Source organism: Streptomyces sp. NPDC048504 (assembly GCF_043200035.1).
Taxonomy (GTDB): domain Bacteria; phylum Actinomycetota; class Actinomycetes; order Streptomycetales; family Streptomycetaceae; genus Streptomyces.
Genome location: NZ_JBICXA010000030.1, coordinates 1 through 20062 on the forward strand (window position 1 = coordinate 1; position 20062 = coordinate 20062).

The 20062-nt window shown below is 71.4% G+C and carries 22 protein-coding genes; 11 read left to right on the forward strand and 11 right to left on the reverse strand.

The window, feature by feature from the left end; genetic code table 11:
- Positions 1 to 160 precede the first annotated feature (160 nt).
- From ACGFY9_RS46965 to ACGFY9_RS46975, 3 genes are all read right to left on the reverse strand, one after another.
- The gene (locus tag ACGFY9_RS46965; protein WP_393765012.1) at positions 161 to 382 is read right to left on the reverse strand and encodes a hypothetical protein; all 222 of its coding nucleotides are present in this window, start codon (positions 380 to 382) and stop codon (positions 161 to 163) included.
- A 33-nt stretch (positions 383 to 415) separates the two neighbouring features.
- Positions 416 to 1654 carry an anion permease gene (locus ACGFY9_RS46970; protein ID WP_393765014.1) on the reverse strand — a complete coding sequence of 413 codons (1239 nt, stop codon included), beginning with the start codon at positions 1652 to 1654 and terminating at the stop codon, positions 416 to 418.
- 98 nt (positions 1655 to 1752) lie between these two features.
- On the reverse strand, positions 1753 to 2544 hold the full coding sequence (locus ACGFY9_RS46975) for a lysozyme (protein WP_393765016.1): 792 nt from the start codon (positions 2542 to 2544) through the stop codon (positions 1753 to 1755).
- 196 nt (positions 2545 to 2740) lie between these two features.
- On the opposite strand from ACGFY9_RS46975, the gene ACGFY9_RS46980 reads away from it, so the two are divergent.
- The 3 genes from ACGFY9_RS46980 to ACGFY9_RS46990 all read left to right on the forward strand — a co-directional run bounded on the left by ACGFY9_RS46980 (position 2741) and on the right by ACGFY9_RS46990 (position 6928).
- Complete coding sequence (locus ACGFY9_RS46980; RefSeq protein WP_393765017.1) at positions 2741 to 3484, forward strand: class II aldolase/adducin family protein; 744 nt, start codon at positions 2741 to 2743, stop codon at positions 3482 to 3484.
- Between the two features lie 684 nt (positions 3485 to 4168).
- Positions 4169 to 5296: an alpha/beta hydrolase gene (locus ACGFY9_RS46985; protein WP_393765019.1), complete on the forward strand. Its 1128-nt coding sequence runs from the start codon at positions 4169 to 4171 to the stop codon at positions 5294 to 5296.
- Positions 5297 to 5518: 222 nt separating this feature from the next.
- A complete protein-coding gene (locus ACGFY9_RS46990; RefSeq protein ID WP_393765021.1) occupies positions 5519 to 6928 on the forward strand; it encodes a hypothetical protein in 1410 nt (469 codons plus the stop codon).
- A gap of 18 nt (positions 6929 to 6946) precedes the next feature.
- Here ACGFY9_RS46990 and ACGFY9_RS46995 read toward each other — a convergent pair whose 3' ends face one another.
- Both ACGFY9_RS46995 and ACGFY9_RS47000 read right to left on the reverse strand, forming a co-directional pair.
- A complete protein-coding gene (locus ACGFY9_RS46995; RefSeq protein ID WP_393765023.1) occupies positions 6947 to 7360 on the reverse strand; it encodes a VOC family protein in 414 nt (137 codons plus the stop codon).
- 143 nt (positions 7361 to 7503) lie between these two features.
- Positions 7504 to 8394 (reverse strand): neutral zinc metallopeptidase, encoded by an 891-nt coding sequence (locus ACGFY9_RS47000; protein ID WP_393765025.1) that lies wholly within the window; start codon positions 8392 to 8394, stop codon positions 7504 to 7506.
- A 344-nt stretch (positions 8395 to 8738) separates the two neighbouring features.
- Between ACGFY9_RS47000 and ACGFY9_RS47005 the strand changes: the two genes are divergently transcribed.
- From ACGFY9_RS47005 to ACGFY9_RS47015, 3 genes are all read left to right on the forward strand, one after another.
- Entirely contained in the window at positions 8739 to 10337 is a 1599-nt protein-coding gene (locus ACGFY9_RS47005; RefSeq protein ID WP_266767336.1) for an ABC-F family ATP-binding cassette domain-containing protein, read from the forward strand.
- Between the two features lie 353 nt (positions 10338 to 10690).
- Positions 10691 to 10909, forward strand: a complete 219-nt coding sequence (locus ACGFY9_RS47010; protein WP_019060653.1) for a helix-turn-helix domain-containing protein — start codon at positions 10691 to 10693, stop codon at positions 10907 to 10909.
- A 117-nt stretch (positions 10910 to 11026) separates the two neighbouring features.
- Positions 11027 to 11839: an enoyl-CoA hydratase/isomerase family protein gene (locus ACGFY9_RS47015; protein ID WP_393765027.1), complete on the forward strand. Its 813-nt coding sequence runs from the start codon at positions 11027 to 11029 to the stop codon at positions 11837 to 11839.
- Positions 11840 to 11863: 24 nt separating this feature from the next.
- Here ACGFY9_RS47015 and ACGFY9_RS47020 read toward each other — a convergent pair whose 3' ends face one another.
- Entirely contained in the window at positions 11864 to 12646 is a 783-nt protein-coding gene (locus ACGFY9_RS47020; protein WP_393765029.1) for a nucleopolyhedrovirus P10 family protein, read from the reverse strand.
- An 87-nt stretch (positions 12647 to 12733) separates the two neighbouring features.
- On the opposite strand from ACGFY9_RS47020, the gene ACGFY9_RS47025 reads away from it, so the two are divergent.
- From ACGFY9_RS47025 to amaP, 5 genes are all read left to right on the forward strand, one after another.
- Positions 12734 to 13219, forward strand: a complete 486-nt coding sequence (locus ACGFY9_RS47025; RefSeq protein WP_393765030.1) for an Asp23/Gls24 family envelope stress response protein — start codon at positions 12734 to 12736, stop codon at positions 13217 to 13219.
- Between the two features lie 67 nt (positions 13220 to 13286).
- On the forward strand, positions 13287 to 13472 hold the full coding sequence (locus ACGFY9_RS47030) for a hypothetical protein (RefSeq protein ID WP_019060657.1): 186 nt from the start codon (positions 13287 to 13289) through the stop codon (positions 13470 to 13472).
- Positions 13469 to 13855, forward strand: a complete 387-nt coding sequence (locus tag ACGFY9_RS47035; RefSeq protein WP_393765032.1) for an Asp23/Gls24 family envelope stress response protein — start codon at positions 13469 to 13471, stop codon at positions 13853 to 13855. The genes ACGFY9_RS47030 and ACGFY9_RS47035 overlap by 4 nt, the downstream gene beginning before the upstream one ends.
- A complete protein-coding gene (locus ACGFY9_RS47040; protein ID WP_393765034.1) occupies positions 13852 to 14529 on the forward strand; it encodes a DUF6286 domain-containing protein in 678 nt (225 codons plus the stop codon). Before ACGFY9_RS47035 ends, ACGFY9_RS47040 begins: the two co-directional genes overlap by 4 nt.
- 5 nt (positions 14530 to 14534) lie before the next feature.
- Positions 14535 to 15113 carry an alkaline shock response membrane anchor protein AmaP gene (gene amaP, locus ACGFY9_RS47045; RefSeq protein WP_393765036.1) on the forward strand — a complete coding sequence of 193 codons (579 nt, stop codon included), beginning with the start codon at positions 14535 to 14537 and terminating at the stop codon, positions 15111 to 15113.
- A gap of 48 nt (positions 15114 to 15161) precedes the next feature.
- Here amaP and ACGFY9_RS47050 read toward each other — a convergent pair whose 3' ends face one another.
- The 5 genes from ACGFY9_RS47050 to ACGFY9_RS47070 form a co-directional block, all read right to left on the reverse strand.
- A complete protein-coding gene (locus ACGFY9_RS47050) occupies positions 15162 to 15917 on the reverse strand; it encodes an SDR family oxidoreductase (RefSeq protein ID WP_393765038.1) in 756 nt (251 codons plus the stop codon).
- A gap of 5 nt (positions 15918 to 15922) precedes the next feature.
- Complete coding sequence (locus ACGFY9_RS47055; protein ID WP_393765040.1) at positions 15923 to 17710, reverse strand: glycoside hydrolase family 15 protein; 1788 nt, start codon at positions 17708 to 17710, stop codon at positions 15923 to 15925.
- 71 nt (positions 17711 to 17781) lie between these two features.
- A complete protein-coding gene (locus ACGFY9_RS47060; protein WP_393765042.1) occupies positions 17782 to 18573 on the reverse strand; it encodes an SURF1 family protein in 792 nt (263 codons plus the stop codon).
- A gap of 85 nt (positions 18574 to 18658) precedes the next feature.
- Positions 18659 to 18892 carry a hypothetical protein gene (locus ACGFY9_RS47065; RefSeq protein WP_078623033.1) on the reverse strand — a complete coding sequence of 78 codons (234 nt, stop codon included), beginning with the start codon at positions 18890 to 18892 and terminating at the stop codon, positions 18659 to 18661.
- A 149-nt stretch (positions 18893 to 19041) separates the two neighbouring features.
- The gene (locus tag ACGFY9_RS47070) at positions 19042 to 20025 is read right to left on the reverse strand and encodes a DEDDh family exonuclease (protein WP_365309045.1); all 984 of its coding nucleotides are present in this window, start codon (positions 20023 to 20025) and stop codon (positions 19042 to 19044) included.
- Between the last annotated feature and the right edge of the window lie 37 nt (positions 20026 to 20062).

Sequence of the window (20062 nt, forward strand, 5' to 3'; positions counted from 1 at the left end):
GCAGTCCACCTGGTTGTTGGATGGGCCTACATGTTGCTGTGGCCGGGGGGGGGGGGGGGGGGGGGGGCCCCCCCCGGGGGGGGGGGGGGGGGCCCCGGGGGGGGGGGGGGGGGGCGGGCCCCCCCCCCCCCACCCCACGTGCCGTTCAACTTGGGGCCGGTCAGGCCACGATCAGATAGATCCCGTACGCCACCGCAGCCGCGCAGGCCGCGAAGCAGGCGTACGCGCCGGTCAGGGCGAGGGGCGCGGAGTCGCCCTGGGCGGTGGCGCGTTCGCGGCGGGAGAGGCCGACGACGCCAAGGGTGAAGACCGCCACGAGGGCCACGGTGGCCACGAGGCTGACGCCGAAGACGGAGCCGAGGGCTGCCCAGTCGATGTGCATGCTGATTCGTTCCTTCGTGACTGGGGCGCGGGCTCAGACGGTGGCGGCCGGGTCGGCCTTCGTGGCCGGGACCGGGGACGGGATCGTCGCCGTCAGACCCTCGGAGAGGGCGACCGACGGGGGCGGCGGGGTCACGGCGGCGATCGCGGTGGTCACCACGCCGGCCGCTTCGTCGATCTCGTTGACGTTCGAGGCGTCGACGACCTGGCGGCGGGAGAGCAGCCAGATGCCGGTGCTGGAGGCGACAAGGAAGACGGCCACCAGCGCGGTGCCCCAGTCGCCGAGGTCGGTCACGGACTCGGCGAGCGCGCCGACCAGCGCGGCGGCCGGCAGCGTCAGACCCCAGGCGACGAACATCCGGGTCGCGGTCGACCAGCGGACGACACCGCCCTTGCGGCCGAGGCCCGCGCCCATCACGGAACCGGAGACGGCGTGCGTGGTGGAGAGGGAGAAGCCGATGTGCGAGGAGGCCAGGATGACCGCGGCCGCGCTGGTCTGGGCGGCGAAGCCCTGCTGCGGCTGGAGGTCGGTCAGGCCCTTGCCCATGGTGCGGATGATGCGCCAGCCGCCGATGTACGTGCCCATCGCGATGGCGAGACCCGCGGAGAGGATGACCCAGGTGGGCGGGTCCGAGTCGGGGGCGAGGGAGCCGCCGGCGACCAGGGCCAGGGTGATGATGCCCATCGTCTTCTGGGCGTCGTTCGTGCCGTGGGCCAGCGAGACCAGTCCGGCGGAGGCGATCTGGCCGACGCGGAAGCCCTTGTCGGCGGCCTTGCCGCCCGCGTCGCGGCTCAGGGCGTAGGAGAAGCGGGTGGCGAGCATCGCCGCGATGCCCGCGACGATCGGGGCGGCTATCGCCGGGAGCAGGACCTTGGTGACCAGGACGTCGCCGTGGACCGCGCCGGTGCCGGCCGAGGCGATGGTGGCGCCGATCAGACCGCCCATCAGGGCGTGCGAGGAACTGGACGGCAGGCCGACGAGCCAGGTCACCAGGTTCCAGAGGATCGCGCCGACGAGGGCGGCGAAAATGACCTCGGGACGGATGCCGCTCTCATCGACGAGCCCCTTGGAGATCGTGTTGGCGACCTCCACGGAGAGAAAAGCGCCCACCAGGTTGAGGGTGGCCGACATGGCCACCGCGACCTTGGGCTTGAGCGCACCGGTCGAGATGGTGGTGGCCATCGCGTTGGCGGTGTCGTGGAAACCGTTCGTGAAATCGAACGCGAGTGCGGTGATCACCACAATCGCGAGGATCAGCGAGAAGCTTTCCATTTACCCAGGCAATCGTTCGAGGTCATTGGCGCGTTGACCGTAGGAAACCTGGATGAACGGAAGATGAACTGAGGGGGTATCCGTGGTGGCCGGATTGCCTAGTAACCGCGGGCGAACTTCCGCAGCTGGCTCACCGTCCCGTTGAAGAGATTCTGGTCACCCGGCAGGCTCCCGCTGTTGTCGTACTGCCAGAAGGTCCAGTACGACCATCCGGCGGGCAGCGAGCCCGCGTCCGCCGACTCGTGGCGGGCGATCCACAGCGCGTGTGCCGAGGCCAGGGAGCTGTTGTTGCCCGTGCAGGTCTTCCACCACAGGGTGGTCGTGTAGATCACCGGACGGCGGCCGGTCTCCCGGTTCACCTCGGCGCTGAAGGCCTTGATCCAGTTGACCATCCCGGTCTTGCTCAGGCCGTAGCAGCCGTGCTTCTTGTCGTACGGGTTGTTCTCGATGTCCAGCGCGGGCGGCAGCGTCCAGCCGTCCGCCTTCCAGTCGCCGCCGTGCGCCACGAAGTACGCGGCCTGGCTCGCGCCCGACGATCTGTCCGGCAGGGCGAAGTGGTACGCGCCGCGGATGATGCCGGCCTTGCGGGCGCCGTCGTACTGCTGACTGAAATACGGGTTCCGGTAGGTGGTCGACTCGGTCGCCTTGACGTAGGCGAACGTGGCGCCCTTCGCCTTCGCGCTGGGCCAGTTGACGTTCTTCTGGTGCGAGGACACGTCGTGGCCCTTCGTCGCGCTCGCGGCGATGCTCGTGGCGGCGGCCGGGATCTCGGTGAGCGCGAGCGTGGTTGCGCCGACGGTGAGCGCGGCGACGGCGGCCGCGGAGAGGTGGGCGCGGGAGCGGAATTGAGGGTGGGTGCGAGTCAGGGACGGTTTGCGATCACGGGCCATGTTTCCCCCGGAAATGGCGGCGTGCACGACAAATCTCCCAGAGGTTATTGGAAGATCCGTCAATGCCGGTCGGTCTCCAGCCAAGCGACTGGAGTGGGCGGTTAACGCCCATATGTCATCTTTCGGATGCACGGCTTCCGGCCTAAAGTGCCTTCGCCCGAACGTGCGTTGGGGCACCGGCTGGCAGGATCGCGGCATGGCTGAGCAACGGCGGGACCAGGGGGACGGGCGGGGCGCCCGGGAGAGTGCGGGAGCTGCGGGGGAGGCACGGAGGAGGAGTGTGCGCGCCGAGGAGGCGCATGCCTGGGGCGCGCTCGTCGCGACCGCCCGCCGGACGGTCTCCGACGGCCTCGTCGTCGGCACCTCCGGGAACGTCTCGGTGCGCGTCGGCGACACCGTCCTGGTCACACCGTCGGGCGTCCCCTACGACCGCCTCGCACCCGCCGACACGGTCGGTGTCGACCTCGACGGCCGCCAGGTCCTCGGCACCCTGCTCCCGACGAGCGAACTCCCCATGCATCTCGCCGTCTACCGCAGCACCGACACCCACGCCGTCGTCCACACCCACGCCGTCCACGCGACGGCCGTCTCGACCCTCGTCCCCGAACTCCCCTCCGTCCACTACATGTCCGGCGCCCTCGGCGGGCCGGTCCGGGTTGCCCCGTATGCGACGTACGGCACGGAGGAGTTGGCCGAGAACATGCTCCAGGCCCTGATGGGCCGCTCCGCCTGCCTCCTCCAGAACCACGGCACGATCGCCTACGGCGACTCCCTGGACCAGGCCTTCGACCGCACGGCCCAGCTGGAGTGGATGTGCCGACTGTGGCTGACGGCTTCGTCGGTGCCGGGGTTGTCGCCGACGTTGCTGACGGGGGAACAGGTGGCGGAGGCGGGGGAGCGGTTGCGGGGGTATGGGCAGGGTGAGCGTGCGGCGGGGTGAGGGGTGAGTGCGCGGCGAGTTGAGGGGTGAGTCCGCGGCGGGATGAGGGGAGAACGCGCGCGAGGTGAGGGGGAGGGGAGGGCGCGGCGAGGGTGAGGGTGCGGGTATGGGCGGCGGAAGGGAGAGGGCGAGGTCGGCTGTGTCTGGGGTGCAGGTGGTGGTGAAGGGGCGAGGTTGTTGGGGTGAGGGTGGCGGTGGTGAGGGGGGCGAGGTTGGCTGGGGTGAGGGTGGCGGGGGTGACATGGTGAGGGGGCCGGGTGGCGAGGGTGAGCGCGGCTAGGGCTAGGTGGGCGCTGTCGCCGGCTCGCTTCCTTCGGATCCTTCCGGGGTGTGCTTCCGGCGAGGACCTTCCGGCGAGGACCCTTCCGGCGGCGCCGAGCTGCCTCGCATCATCCGCGTCACCGGCCGCCGCGCATCACCCCGTGTCCCGCGCAACCGGCCGGCCTGACGTCACCCTGGTGCCTGGTGCTTTCCGCCGCCGGCCCGCCGCGCGTCACCCTTTAAGGCCCCGCGCGACCGGCGCAGTCCCCTCACCATCGCCCGCATCGCCACTCAAGCAGCGCCGACCACCACCGGCACCGCCCTTCCCACCCTCACCGAACCACCCCGCCCCGACGCACCCCCCGCTCAACACCGCGCCCCCTCCGGCTGGCCGGTAGCCGCCTCCCCCTGGACACTGGACCCGTGCGCACAGTCAAAGCGACGGCCGCGGCCGTCTCCGTGGCCCTCGCGGCCGGTGTCGCCGGTGTCGCCGTCGGGCGGTTCGCCAGTGACGCCGCGTTGAAGGCGCCGCCCGGACGTCCCCTGCCGACCGAACCCCGGCTCACGGTGCACTCCACCGCCGCCGGGCAGATCGCGCTCACCCGGGACCTCGCGTCCCTGCGCCCCGGCACCTACGGCCTCGCCGGCGACGGCTCCCACGCGGTCGTCGGGCCCGTCGTGGACGCGGCGTCGCCCTCCGCCGACGCCGTCGTACGCCGCCTGGAACGTGTCACCCACGGCACCCTCCGCCCCGGCGACAAGGTCTGGCTCACCCCGAACGTCCACGTCGGCAACCCGAGCGCCGCCCTCGGCCTGGACCACGCCGACATCGACATCCCCGGCGAACTCGGCTCCCTGCCCGCGTGGTTCGTCCCCGGGGCGCGGAGCACCTGGGTGATCGCCGTGCACGGCCTCGCGGCCACTCGCGAACTCTCCCTGAACGTCATGGAGTTCCTGCACCGCAGCAGCTTCCCGGTGCTCGCCCTCGCCTACCGCGGCGACCTGGGCGCACCCCGCAACCCCGACGGCCTGGGCCACCTCGGCGAGACCGAGTGGCGCGACCTGGACGCGGCGATCCGCTACGCCGTGCGCTACGGCGCCGAGCACGTCGTCCTGTACGGCTGGTCCACCGGCGCCACCATGGCGCTGCGCGCCGCCGCCCACTCCGCGATGCGCGACCGCGTCTCCGGCCTCGTGCTGGACTCGCCGGTGCTGCACTGGGAGAGGACGCTGCGTGCCCTCGCCACGGCCCGGCACACCCCGGGGGCGCTGCTGCCGCTGGCGGTCCGCGCCGCCCAGGGCCGCACCGGTCTGCACGGCGACCGCATCGCCGAGGCCGCCGATCCGGCCCGGCTCAGGGTCCCGACCCTGATCTTCCACGGCCCGGACGACACGGTGGCCCCCTGGACCCTCTCCCGCCGCTTCGCCGCCCAGCGCCCGGACCTGATCACCCTCCAGCCGGTCGCCCACGCCCCGCACAGCGCGATGTGGAACGCTGACCCGGCCGGATACCAGGAGATCCTGCGCCGCTTCCTGACACCCCTGATGTGATCCGCACACCGCTGATGTGATCCACCGGCCCGTACCGGACGCCCCCCTTCACCACCCCGGACTCCCACCCCCGCCACACCCCGCCGACCTTCCGTTTAGCCCTGTACCACTGGCCTGATCCCGGTCCCCAGCTGCCCGCGGGACCCCGTGCCTTGGCCCTCCCTGTCGCCCGCCGTGACATTCCGTTTGGGTTTTCGGACCGTCAACCGGAAGACTGCACCCGTGACGTCCCGTATCCCGCGCGACTCCAGGCTTCGACTCGTCCGCCCGCGACCCCTGGCCGCCGCCCCCCGAGCGATGAACCAGCGGCGCTCGCGCCGCCCCGCACCCCGCCCTCCGGAGGGCACACCGGCCCCCGCGGAACTGGCCAGAATGGCTCGCTCCGGCCTGGCCGGAGCCGCCCGCGTCGCTCACTGGGCCGACGCCGCACTACGCCCCGGCCGTGACAGCGCGAGCCCCGACGGCAAGGGCACCCTCTCCGACTCGACCGCCGAACTCGCGGCCGAGGATCTGGGCCTGACCCCGGCTCAGGTCCGCGCCGACTGGGACACCGCCCGCCTCGCCGGCCTCGTCGAGGTGCACGGCGACGAGGCCCGCCCCGGCTGGCGGCTGCGCGCCTGGGACCGCGACGACAGCGCCGTACTGCGCGGCTGGGTCGCCCTCTTCGACGCCTGGTCGCTCGCCCACCCGGAACCCCGGGAGCACGAGCCCTCAGCCGTCGCCGAGGTCGTCTCGGCCATGCCTCAGGTGCTCTCCTTCCTCCAGCTGTCCGCCGGACCCGTCCCCGTCGAACAGCTCCTCGACCTCCTCGGCCAACGGGTCACCGAACTGCGCACCGAGCGCTGCGAGATCCCCTACGGCCCCCAGCCCGAACCCGTCCAGCGGCCCCCGGCCGCCGACACCCCCGACACTCCTCTCGACACCCTCCTCGACTGGGCCCTGCACGCCCTCGCCTCCGTCGGCGCCCTCACCTACGGCGACGCCCAGGCCACCCTCACCCCACTCGGCAGCTGGGCGGTCTGGGTCAAGCTGGAGCAGATCTGCGTAGCCGCGCAGAGCCCCGCCGGGAACATCGAGCAGTCCGCCGAGGACATGCTCCGCGGCTGCTCCCAGCTCCGCCCGAACGCCGCCCGCGCCGAGTACCGCGCCTGGCTCGCCGCCCGCACCGTGGGCACCGCCGTCGGCCAGCTGATCGACGCCGCCCGCGGCGAGGACGCCCTGCTGCGCGGCCTCGCCTTCGAGGCGCTGCGCGTCGTCGGCGCCCCGGCCGAGCCCGACGTCCGCGCCGTCGTCGACGAGGCGACCCTGCGGCCGTACGCCCTGCTGTGGCTCGCCGAGCACGACGGGATCGACCCGGAGGACGCGCACGAGGTGCTCACCCGCGCCGAGGCCACCTGGCTGTGGGTCGACACCGCCGCTGCCGTCGCCGACCACGGGGAGGCCCCGCTGCTGGTACGGCACCTGGAGTCCGCCATCCAGCCGACCGTCCCGATGCTCCTCGACGAGGTCCGCGCCGTAGGCCATCCCCGCACCGTGCAGGTCCTCGTCGCGCTCGCCGCCGCCCACCCCGACCCGGCCCTCGCCAAGGCCGTACGCCGAGCGGCCTTCCAGGTGCACACGGGGGGAAGCTAGGCGCGAGGTCAGGTGCGGTCAGATCCCTATGTCCGGAGCGTACGTACCGAAGCTCCAGATGTTGCCCTCGGCGTCCCGGGCCATGTAGTCCCGCGATCCGTAGTCCTGGTCCGTCGGGGGCATCAGGATCTCCGCGCCGTGCTCCACGGCCCGCCGGTGATGGGCGTCGACGTCGTCCACGACGATGTACACCCCGGCGGGACCCGCGCTCTTCATCGCCTCGTCGAAACGGCCGCCGCGGCCCTTGGAGCCGAGCATCACCGCGCCGTTGCCCTGCACCAGCTCCGCGTGCATCACCGAGCCGTCCTCGCCCTCGTACACCGCCAGCTCGGTGAAGCCGAAGGCCTCCGTGAGCTGCCGGATCGCCGCCTTCGCGTCCGCGTACAGCAGGGACGGGTAGATGCTCGGACGCCCGCTGTTCTCGCCTGTCATGCCGATCACTTCGTTGTGCGCGTGGTGTTGTCAGCTGTTGTCGGGTTCCTCGGTGTTTCCGCTGCTTCGATCGCTTTCGACGAGTCTTGCACCCGCCACTGACAACGCCCCCGCGAACCGGACATCGCGGCTGCCGACCGCCGTCAGCGGAAGGTGTTGCACTGCGCCATGTCCCCGGTCCTGTATCCCTGGTAGAACCACTGCTGCCGCTGCGCGGCCGACCCGTGCGTCCAGCTCTCCGGCGTCACCCGGCCCTGGAACCGCTCCTGGATCCGGTCGTCGCCCACGGCCGCCGCCGCGTCCAGCCCGTCCCGGATGTCGGCGTCCGTGAGGCTGGTGATCAACGGCCGGCCGGTCGACTCGTCCTTCGTGGTGGTCGCGTGATGCGCCCAGACCCCGGCGTAGCAGTCCGCCTGCAGTTCCACCTTCACCGCGTTGCTGTTCGCGCCGGTCCGCCCGTCCTGCGACCTGCCGAGCGTGCCCATCAGGTCCTGCACGTGGTGCCCGTACTCGTGCGCCACGACATACGCCTGCGCGAACGGCCCGCCACTGGAGCCGAACTTCGTCCGCAGCTCGTCGAAGAACCCCAGGTCCAGATAGACCTTCCGGTCGCCGGGGCAGTAGAACGGCCCCACCGCCGAGGTCGCCGTCCCGCACGCTGTGGCGACCTGCCCGCTGAAGAAGACCGTCGGCGACCGCGTGTACGTACCGCTGCGCCGCCGGAACTCCTGCGTCCAGAAGTCCTGCACGCTGTTGACCACCGCCACGATGCGGCAGTCCTCCTTGGCGTTCGCGTCCTGCCCGGTACGGCAGGACGACTGCACCTGGGCCAGCGAGGACGCGGTCGCCACCGGCGAGTCGCTGCCCGACGACAACCCCAGGTTGTCCGGACCGACGCCGAAGAAGAGCCCGAGCAGCAGCGCGATCAGCCCCGCGAGGCCACCGCCCACGGTCGCCCGGCCACCGGGAATCCGGCTGCCGCGCACGTCCTGCACCTCGGAGGTGTCCAGATTCGCGTCGTCGTCGAACTGCATGGCGTCATCCTCGCCCGCCGTTCCCGGCGCGGCGTTGGACGAGGGGCCGAACGGGGGACGACGCCGGCCCCGCTCACCGAGCGCGCACGCACGCGCGTGCCGTACGTCACGCGCATGGGGTGCTCATCTCCCGGCACCGCACCGGACCGCGCAGCTCATGGCCGTGGACGGCCTGCACCGGATCACCCCGGACCGTCCGCCCCAGGGCGATGACCCGCCGCGCACAGGAAAAGCGCTTGCACGGCCCCGTTAGACTTGGCCCATGGCCATTCTCCTCGCGCATTAGACGGCGGGAACGTCCTCAGCCGCCCCTTCCGCCTACGACCCCGCTCTGGAGTCTGACCGTGATCTCCGCCTCCGGTATCGAGCTGCGCGCCGGTGCCCGCGTCCTCATCGAGTCCGCCACCTTCCGTGTCGCCAAGGGCGACCGCATCGGTCTGGTCGGGCGCAACGGCGCCGGCAAGACCACCCTGACCAAGGTCCTGGCCGGCGAGGGCCAGCCCGCCGGCGGCACCGTCACCCGCTCCGGCGAGGTCGGCTACCTCCCGCAGGACCCCCGCACCGGCGACCTGGACGTGCTCGCCAGCGACCGCATCCTCTCCGCGCGCGGACTGGACACCCTGATCCGCAAGATGCGCGAGAACGAACAGCGCATCGCCAACGGCAGCGGCGCCACCCGCGACAAGGCCATGCGCCAGTACGAGCGCCAGGAGACGGAGTTCCTCACCAAGGGCGGCTACTCCGCCGAGGCCGAGGCCGCCACCATCGCCGCCGCGCTGAACCTGCCCGACCGCGTGCTCGGCCAGCCGCTGCATACGCTCTCCGGCGGTCAGCGCCGCCGTATCGAGCTGGCCCGCATCCTGTTCTCCGACGCGGACACGCTGCTCCTCGACGAGCCCACGAACCACCTCGACGCCGACTCGATCGTCTGGCTGCGCGACTACCTGAAGACGTACCGCGGCGGCTTCATCGTGATCTCCCACGACACCGACCTCGTCGAGACCGTCGTCAACAAGGTGTTCTATCTGGACGCCAACCGCTCCCAGATCGACTACTACAACATGGGCTGGAAGCTCTACCAGCAGCAGCGCGAGGCCGACGAGAAGCGCCGCAAGCGCGAGCGGCAGAACGCCGAGAAGAAGGCCGCCGCCCTGCACTCGCAGGCCGACAAGATGCGCGCCAAGGCCACCAAGACGGTCGCCGCGCAGAACATGGCCAAGCGCGCCGACCGGCTGCTCGCCGGGCTGGACGCGGTCCGTGTCTCCGACAAGGTCGCCAAGCTGCGCTTCCCGGAGCCCTCGCCCTGCGGCAAGACCCCGCTCATGGCGGAGGGCCTGTCCAAGTCGTACGGCTCCCTGGAGATCTTCACCGACGTCGACCTGGCCATCGACAAGGGTTCGCGCGTCGTCATCCTCGGCCTGAACGGCGCCGGCAAGACGACCCTCCTGAAGCTCCTCGGCGGTGCCGAGAAGCCGGACACCGGCGAGGTCATCGAGGGCCACGGCCTCAAGCTCGGCTACTACGCGCAGGAGCACGAGACCCTCGACCCGGAGCGCACGGTCCTGGAGAACATGCGCTCCGCCGCCCCCGACCTGGACCTGGTCGAGGTCCGCAAGACGCTCGGTTCGTTCCTGTTCTCCGGAGACGACGTCGACAAGCCCGCCGGGGTCCTCTCCGGCGGCGAGAAGACCCGTCTCGCGCTCGCCACCCTGGTGGTGTCGTCCGCGAACGTCCTCCTCCTGGATGAGCCGACGAACAACCTGGACCCCGCCAGCCGCGAGGAGATCCTCGGCGCACTGCGCACCTACAAGGGCGCCGTCGTTCTCGTCACCCACGACGAGGGCGCCGTGGAGGCGCTCCAGCCGGAGCGCATCATCCTGCTGCCGGACGGCGTCGAGGACCTGTGGGGCGCGGACTACGCGGATCTCGTCGCGCTCGCCTGACGGTCAGCGCCGCTTGACCGAATGCTTGATCCACGGCGTATGGATCATTCGGCCCACCGGTGATCCACCATCTGTGTGAGATCTCCTCGTACCGAGGTGTGTCGTACACCGATTTCCCGGCCGAGCCCTTTATCGACAAGGGCTCGGCCGTCCTGCGTCTCTGACCAGGCACTTCACGGAACAACTCGTTCGGCCGTACGGACACGACCCTCAGGAATTCCACATTCCACTTGTGGGGACGCACTCCTGTCGTCAAAACCTTGTCTTACGGACCTTGCCGAATGGGTGGCCATGAACGCTTGGAGGGGTGATCATGAGGAGACCAAGAGCGCACTTCCCATGAGGAGGCACGGGTGGCCGAGACTCTGAAGAAGGGCAGCCGGGTAACCGGCGCCGCGCGCGACAAGCTCGCGGCAGACCTGAAGAAGAAGTACGACTCCGGTGCGAGCATCCGAGCGCTGGCCGAGGAGACCGGCCGCTCGTATGGCTTCGTCCACCGGATGCTCAGTGAGTCGGGCGTCACGCTTCGTGGGCGTGGCGGGGCGACCCGGGGCAAGAAGGCTTCGGCCTGACCCCGGGTGGCTCATCGGCTTCGATGGTGGCCACCCGGTCGGACGACTGACCGACCGGGTGGTTACTGTGCAGTCACTTAGCTCTGCTCTGCTGACCGCACACATCGGAGGCGCCCCATGGCTTCGCCCGAACAGGACGACAAGGACCTCGGTCCCGTACTCGACAAGGACGGCGTACGGCTCACCGTCGACGACGCGATCGCCACGGTGACGCTGACCAACCCGGCCAAGCGCAACGCTCAAAGTCCTGCTCTCTGGCGGGCGTTGGCGGAGGCCGGGCGGTTGCTGCCGGGCTCCGTCCGTGTCGTGGTGCTGCGTGCCGAGGGCAAGTCCTTCTCGGCCGGACTCGACCGGCAGGCGTTCACGCCCGAGGGCTTCGACGGCGAACCGTCGTTCATCGACCTCGCGCACAGTGATGACGCCGTGCTGGACGGGACCATCGCCGAGTACCAGGCGGGCTTCACCTGGTGGCGACGCAGCGACATCGTGTCCATCGCCGCCGTCCAGGGGCATGCCATCGGGGCCGGGTTCCAACTCGCCCTCGCCTGTGACCTGCGCGTCGTCGCCGACGATGTGCAGTTCGCCATGCGCGAGACCAGCCTCGGACTGGTGCCCGACCTGACCGGCACGCATCCGCTCGTCGGTCTCGTCGGCTACGCCCGCGCGCTGGAGATCTGCGCGACCGGGCGCTCCGTCCTGGCCGAGGAAGCCGTCAGCACCGGCCTCGCGAACATCGCCGTGCCCAGCGACCAGGTCGAGGACGCCGTACGCGACCTGGCGACCGCACTGCTGGCCGCCCCGCGCGACGCCCTCATCGAGACCAAGGCGCTGCTCCAGGGCGTCCAGGGCCGTGCCTACGACGACCAGCGCGCCGCCGAGCGCGCCGCACAGGCACGACGCCTGCGGGACCTGGCCGGCGTCGGCGAATAAGCCGTCAGCCAGCCCATCTTGCCGTCAGCCCACCTTGGTGACCAGTACGGCCACGGTCGGGTGATCCGGCAGCGCCTCGCCGACGCCCGCGCGGACCTCCCGGGCCACATCCAGGGCCCGGCGGTCCGCGCGCACCGCGAGCTCCACGCGCGCGTGGAGACGTGGCAGCGCCCCTTCGCCGGCGACCTCCTCGATGTGCACCGCCCGGCCGAGCCCGCCCAGCGCACCGGTCAGCCGGGCCACTCCCGGGACGGCGAGCGCGGCCGCGGCGACCAGGGACTCGCCGTCGCCGTCAACACGGTCAACATCGTCTACACGATCAATGTCATCAACATGGTCAAGGTCGGCGGCAGGATCGTGATCCGCATCGTCCACATGGTCGACATCGTCCATGGCGTCAATGTCGTCCATATGGTCCAGCAGGACAGTCACTTGTAGATCAACCTCGTCCACCACCAGACCGAGCCGCTCCGCAGCGGCCGAGGCCAGGGCCGTACGCAACCGGGACGCTGCGGCCGGCAGCGGCTCGGTCGCCACGGCCGCGAAGTCGGCCGTGATCCGCAGCGGCCCGGGCGGCAGCGCCCCCGGCGGAGGCGGTACGGCGGGCCCGTGCGTGTCCTCGGGATCGGCGAGCGCGATCCGCAGCGCGCCCAGCCGCACGCCCCGTACATGCTCCGCCGCGCCCCGGAGTACGGCCTCGGCCGCCCGCTCCGCGATCCACGCCCCGTCGCGCCGATCACCCAGAGGCAGCAACCTGCCAAGCCGCAGTTGATGCCGTACCGCTCGCGTCCACGCGTCCGCCGTCATCCCTCCAGCCTGCCGCATGTCCAGCGCGGGACCGAGCAACCGCAACTACCGTGGTCGAAGGACGACGACCGAAAGGGATGTACGGCGATGACCGACATGACGGAGCGGAACCGGACACAGGACCCCGACGGCGAGCGGGAGTCCGTACAGACCCGCAAACCCCCCACCAAACGCGGCGGCGGCGACCCCGCGTCCCGGGGGCGGACCACCATCGCCGACGGCGTGGTGGAGAAGATCGCCGGGCTGGCCGCCCGGGACGTCCTGGGCGTGCACGCCATGGGCAGCGGGCTGTCCCGCACCTTCGGGGCTGTACGCGACCGGGTGCCCGGCGGCACGAAGTCGGTGTCCCGGGGTGTGAAGGCCGAGGTCGGTGAGGTGCAGACCGCGCTCGACCTGGAGATCGTCGTCGACTACGGCGTGTCGATCGCGGACGTGGCCCGGGCCGTACGGGAGAACGTCATCGCGGCCGTGGAACGGATGACCGGCCTCGAAGTCGTCGAGGTCAACATCGCGGTCAGCGACGTGAAGCTGCCGGACGAAGAGGACGAGGAACCGGAGCCCCGACTCCAGTGACCGAGCCGACGAACGAACCGGCGGGCCGATCGATGAGCGGGCCGACGAACGAGCTGAGGAGCGCAGGATGAGCAGGGCCGTGGTCGGCATGATCGCCGGAATGGCACTGGGCTTCGCCGGATACTTCGGCGGGTTCGGGGCCTTTCTGCTGGTGGCGGCCCTGGGCGCCATCGGGTTCGTCGTCGGCCGGTTCCTGGAGGGGGACCTGGAACTCGGCGACTTCTTCCGCTCGCGTGACGACCGGCGGCGATGACGCCCGTGAGCGGCGGGGACGGCGCGGTCGACGAGCGCGGCAGACCCCTGACGGTCGTCGCGCCCGGCGAGCGGGGCGCCACCCGCATCGCCGACCGGGTCGTGGCCAAGATCGCCGCACAGGCCGCGCGTGAAGCGCTCGGACCTCTGCACCCGGACGCCGCGTCGCCGCATGCCACCGTCGTCGTACACCACGAAACGGTACGCGTGCGCGTGCACCTCGAACTCGACTATCCCTGCGATATCGGCGAGCGCTGTTTTCGGGTGCGTCGACAGGTGGTTCAGCGGGTACGCGCGTTGGTGGGCATGGAGGTGCCCGAGGTCGCCGTCCAAGTGGAACGGCTCCATCCGGCACATGGCGCGGCACAGGGGAGGACGCGATGAGCGAGCCCCAAGGCTCCGACGGCACGACCCAACGACTACCGGTCATCGAGAAGGACACCGATCCCGGACACGGCGGGTACACCGCTGCGTCCGACTACGAACCCGCCCCCGTCGTCCATGACGGAGACGGCAAGGGCGGCCGCTTCTGGTCGGCGCGCCGCGTCCCCGCGGCCATCGTCGCCGTCCTGCTGCTCGTCGGCGCGGGCGCCCTGCTCTACGACGTCACCGCCGTGCGCGCGGAGCGGCCCGCCGCGCACTGGCGCCGGGAACTGGCCCGGCAACTCGCCCAGCGGCCCCTGGACGACACCTGGGTGCTCGTCGGCGCCGGCATCGCCGCCGCCCTCGGCCTCTGGCTGATCGTGCTCGCCGTCACGCCCGGCCTGCGCCAGGTGCTGCCGATGCGCCGCACCCACGCCGACGTCCGGGCCGGTCTGCAACGCGCCGCCGCCGCGATGGTGCTGCGCGACCGGGCCATGGAGGTCTCGGGCGTGCAGTCGGTACGCGTACGGACGAGCCGGACCAAGGCCGACGTCCGCGCGGTGTCGCATTTCCGTGAACTCGACGACGTACGGGCCGACTTGGACGCCGTGCTCGGCGACGCGATCACCGGGCTCGGACTCGCCCGGCCGCCCGCGCTGTCGGTGCGCGTCGGCCGTTCCGGCCGGAAGGGATGAGGCCGATGCTCAGGACCGTCAACCGCGCGGTGATCGGTGCCGTGGGCCTCGTACTGCTCGTGCTGGGCGGCTCCGTACTGGCCGTGGGCCTCGGCGTGAAGCCGCCCTCCTGGTGGATCTACGACGGGCGCCACGACGTCCTGCTGAGCGACGCCCGGAGGACCCGCTGGCGGGGCGACGGCTGGTGGTGGCCGACGGTCCTCGCCGTGCTCGCCGTCCTCGTCCTGCTCGCCCTGTGGTGGCTCGTCGCGGTGCTACGGCGGCGCCGGCTCGCCGAGGTCGCCGTCAGCACCGGCGACGGCGAGGGCGCGCTGCTGCGGGGCCGGGCCCTGGAGGGCGTCCTCGCCACCGACGCGGGCGCCCTGGACGGTGTGGCCCACGCGCACGTGCGGCTCGCCGGAACCCGCACCGCACCCGAGGCCCGCGTCCAGCTCAGCCTGGAACCGCACGTGGACCCCGGAGTCGCCCTCGACCACCTGACGGCCAACGCCCTTGCCCACGCCCGCGATTCGGCGGGCCTGGAGACGCTGCCGACGGAGGTCCGCCTGACGGGCGTCAAGCACCGCGCGGAGCGGGTGAGTTGACAGGTTGATTCGATGGGTTGAGCGACGGGACTGAGTTGACGGGGAGTGTCAGAACCCGTGCCGCATTCCACCGTCTACAGGGACCATGATCCCCGTCAGGTAGGACGCGGCCGGCGACAGCAGGAACGCCGCCACCCGCCCGAACTCGTCCGAAGTCCCGTACCGCCGTAGCGGAATCCGCGACTCGTTGGCCGCACGCGTGGCCACCGGGTCCGCGGACAGCCCGTCCAGCTCGCGCACACGGTCCGTGTCGATGCGGGCCGGGAGCAGCCCCACGACGCGGATGCCGCGCGGGCCCAGCTCGTCCGCGAGGGACTTGGCGAAACCGGCCAGGCCGGGCCGCAGCGCGTTCGAGATCGTCAGCCCGGGGATCGGCTCGTGCACCGACCCGGAGAGTACGAACCCGATGACACCGCCCTCCTCCAGCTCCTCGGCCGCAGCGCGCGCGAGCCGCACCGCGCCCAGGAACACCGACTCGAACGACGACTGCCACTGCTCGTCGGTGGTGTCGGCGACGAACCCGGGCGGCGGACCACCGACGCTCACGAGGATGCCGTCGAAGCCCCCGAAGCGCTCGCGCGCGGCGGCGATCAGCCGGGCCGGCGCCTCCGCGTCGGCGTTGTCGACGGCCACGCCGACCGCGTTCGGCCCCAGTTCGGCCGCCGCGTCGGCCGCGCGCTTCTCGTCCCGCCCGGTGACGACCACCTTCGCGCCGTCGGCCACCAGCTCGCGCGCGGCGGCGTTGCCCAGCCCGCGGGTGGCCCCGGTGACGACGTACACCCGGTCCTTCAGTCCAAGATCCATGGCTCCTATCCTGCCTCCTCGGCCCCGAACAGGGCGAGGGCGGTGTTCACCAGGCCGATGTGGCTGAACGCCTGCGGGAAGTTGCCCAGCTGACGGCCGGCCACCGGGTCGTACTCCTCCGCGAGCAGCCCCACATCGTTCGCGAGCCCCACCAGCCGCTCGAACAGCACCCGGGCCTCCTTCTTGCGGCCCGTCATCTGCAGCGCGTCCACGAGCCAGAAGGAGCACGCCAGGAAGGCGCCCTCGTCGCCGGGCAGCCCGTCCACGGGGGTGTCGGCGGCGGTGTCGTAGCGGCGTACGAAGCCGTCGTGGCCCAGGGCCTCGCGGACCGCGTCGACCGTGCCGACGACCCGTGGATCGTCGGGCGGCAGGAAACCGAAGCGGGGGATGAGCAGCAGGGAGGCGTCGAGTTCCTGGGAGCCGTAGTACTGCGTGAAGGTGTTGCGTTCCGGGTCGTAGCCCTTCTCGCACACGTCCCGGTGCACCTCGTCCCGGAGTTCGCGCCAGCCCTCCAGGTCGCCGGGCAGGTCGGCGTACTCCTCCAGGGTGCGGACGGCGCGGTCGGCGGCCACCCACACCATGACCTTGGAGTGCACGAAGTGCCGACGCCCGCCGCGCACCTCCCACAGGCCCTCGTCCGGCTGTCGCCACTGCGCTCGCAGCCACTCCAGGAGGACGGCCTGGAGCGACCACATGTGCGGCTTGGGCGACAGGCCCGCGCGGCGGGCCAGCCACAGGGAGTCCAGGACCTCCCCGTAGACGTCGAGTTGGAGCTGGTTGACGGCGCCGTTGCCGATCCGGACGGGGGCCGAACCGGCGAAGCCGGAGAGGTGCGGCAGTTCGAATTCGGGGAGCCGTCGTTCGCCCGCCACGCCGTACATGATCTGCAGGTCCGCCGGATCGCCCGCGACCGCGCGCAGCAGCCAGTCGCGCCAGGCCTCGGCCTCCTTGTGGTAGCCCGCAGAGACGAGGGCACCGAGGGTGAGGGTGGAGTCGCGCAGCCAGCAGTACCGGTAGTCCCAGTTGCGGACGCCGCCCATGTCCTCGGGCAGTGAGGTGGTGGCCGCGGCGACGATACCGCCGGTCGGGCGGTAGGTGAGGGCCTTGAGAGTGATCAGGGACCGTACGACTGCGTCCCTGTAGGGGCCGTCGTAGCGGCAGCGGGCCGCCCAGCGCTTCCAGTCCGCGACGCTGGTGCGCAGCGACTTGTACGGGTCGACGAGCGGCGGCCGGGGCTCGTGCGAGGGGTGCCAGGTGAGGACGAAGGCGACCTTCTCGCCGGCCTCGACGGTGAACTCCGAGAGGGTGCTGAAGTCCTCGCCCCAGGTGCGCACCTCGGGTTGACTGCGCAGCCACACCGAGTCGGGACCCGCGACGGCCACCCGGTGCCCGTGGGACCTGCGTACCCACGGCACGATCGAGCCGTAGTCGAAGCGCAGGCGGAGCCTGCTGTGGACGGTGACCTTGCCGCTGATGCCTTCCACGATGCGTACGACGTCGGGGGCGCGGTGGCGCTGGGGCATCAGGTCGGTGACGCGGATCGTGCCCTCGGAGGTCTCCCACTCCGTGTCCAGGACCAGCGTGTCGGGCCGGTAGGCGCGCCGGGTGCAGCGGTCGGCGCCCTTGGGGGCGATGCGCCAGTGGCCGTTGTCCTCGTCTCCGAGCATTCTGGCGAAGCAGGCGGCCGAGTCGAAGCGCGGCAGGCACAGCCAGTCGACCGAGCCGTCCATGCCGACCAGGGCCGCGGTCTGTTCGTCGCCGATGAGGGCGTAGTCCTCGATACGTGGGTGCACGGGGTGCGGGTTCCCTGCCTGTCGGTGAGGCAATCAAGGTTCGGGGCCGGGCGGGTGAAGTGAAGCCCGGCTCACACGGCGGCGGGCTCGGCCTCCGCCGCCTGCTCTTCCTTCGCCGCCTCCCGGCGGTCGCGGGCCTCGCGGCGGGCGAGGACGACGTAGCCGACGGGGAAGGCCGCCGCGAACAGCCACCACTGGATCATGTACGCGTAGTTCAGCGGGGCGTCTTCCTTGCCCGGGTCGGAGATCTGCTCCGGCGTGTCGCCCTTCGCCTCCGGCGCGGTCTGCTCGACATAGCCGCCGAGCACCGTGGCGTGCAGGCGCCGCGCCTGCTCCTCACTGTTGATCAACATGATCTGCCGGTCGGGCAGGCCCTTGATGTCCTTGATGCCGCTCGCCGCGGTCGTCTCGTCGGCCATCAGACGCCCCGTGATGGTCGTCCTGCCGCTCGGCGGCGCGGGGATCTTCGGGAACGCCGTCTGCACCCCGGTCGCCGGGATCCATCCACGGTTGATCAACACGACCTTGCCGTCCGTCAACACGAACGGGGTGAGGACATGGAAGCCGACCTCGTCGTCGTCATTGGTACGACGCCGGACGACGACTTCTTTAGAAGTCTCGAAGGTGCCCGTCGCGGTCACGGTGCGGTACTTCTCCGTACGGGTGACCGCGTGCCCGGGGGCGCTGATCGTCTCCACGGGTACCGGCTTGGCGTGCAGCGCGTTGGTGACCAGCTGGTTGCGGGCGCTGCGCATCTCGTAGCGGTGCATCTGCCAGATGCCCAGCCTGATCATCGTGGGGATCAGGAGGAGGGTGATCAACGCGAGGATCACCCACTGCCGGGACATCAGGAAGCGGTACACCCCACGACCGTACAACTCGGTCGTGGGGCGCATTCAGGGGGGTACCGGAAGGGATACGGGCCGCGGCTTCCGGAAGGCCGGCGGCTCACACCTTGTCGATGATCCCCACCATCCCCTCCGCCCGCGCGCAGTGGCCGCCGCAGAACCAGTGGCCCTCGACCTCCACGCCCTGGCCGATGATCTGCACCCGGCAGTGCTCGCAGATCGGGGCCATGCGGTGGATCGCGCAGGAGAAGCAGTCGAAGACGTGCACCGCGCCCTGCGCGTGCACCTCGAAACTCATGCCGTAGTCATTGCCGCACACTTCACATCTCGCCATGCGCCACAGGGTGGGCCGTCCGCCCGGCACGGGCGAGCGGGCGCGGGGCGAGTCGTACGACAATCACCCGTCCGTACGGTCCGAGCGGCGCGGTCGGTCCCCGAGGCCGAGGCGGTCGGCCGCCGGGCGTACGGCTCCGCGCGGCGCGCTCAGTCCGCCGCCTCGACGTCCCGGAGCAGCTGCCCGAACGCGGCCTCGTCCACCACCGGGGTGCCGAACTGACGCGCCTTGACCACCTTCGAGGTGCCCGAGTCCGGGTCGTTCGTGACGAGGAGGCTGGTCAGCCGGGACAGGCTCGTCGCGACATGCAGCCCGGCCTCCACGGCCCGGTCCTCCAGCAGCTCGCGCTCGATGGACGTGTCCCCGGAGAACGCGATCCGCATCCCCTGCTTGAGCGGCCTGCCGTCCTCGAACCGCCCCGGGTTGGGATACGGGCACGCGGGCCGCTTGCGCGCGGGACGCCAACTGCCCGCCCCGAAGCCGCCGTAGCCCCCCGCCTGCTGACCGATCCGGGGTGCGGGCTGGGCCCACTCGGTCAGCGGCCGGCACTCGTGCAGCGGCAGGCGTACGCCGCCCTGGGCCGCCGCCCGGAGGCTCGGACGGAAGGCCTCGGCGAGTACGCGCGCGTCGTCGAGTGCGTGGTGCGCGCGCTGCTGGACGACACCGAAGTGCGCTGCCAGGGACTCCAGTTTGTGGTTGGGCAGCGGCAGGCTCAGCTCCTTCGACAGGGCGATGGTGCACAGCCGCTGACGGACCGGGGGCTCGATCTGCACGCGCGCGTACTCCCGCGCGATCATCTGCCAGTCGAAGACCGCGTTGTGCGCGACCAGCACGCGGCCCTCCAGGCGGGTCGCGAACTCCTCGGCGATGTCCTTGAAGAGGGGCGCGCCCTCCAGGACGTCACTCGTCAGACCGTGGATCCACACGGGGCCGGGATCGCGCTCCGGGTTGACCATCGTGTACCAGTGGTCCTCGACCTCGCCGAGCGCGTCCAGACGGTAGACGGCCGCGGAGATTATCCGGTCGTCCCGGGCCAGGCCGGTGGTCTCCACGTCAACTACCGCATACCCCTGGGGATATGCGGCCGGCCACGGAGTGGCTGCGGACACTGTCGGCGAGTGGTCTTCGAGCATGGTCACTGAGGATACGGGCCGCCACTGACAGTCCTGT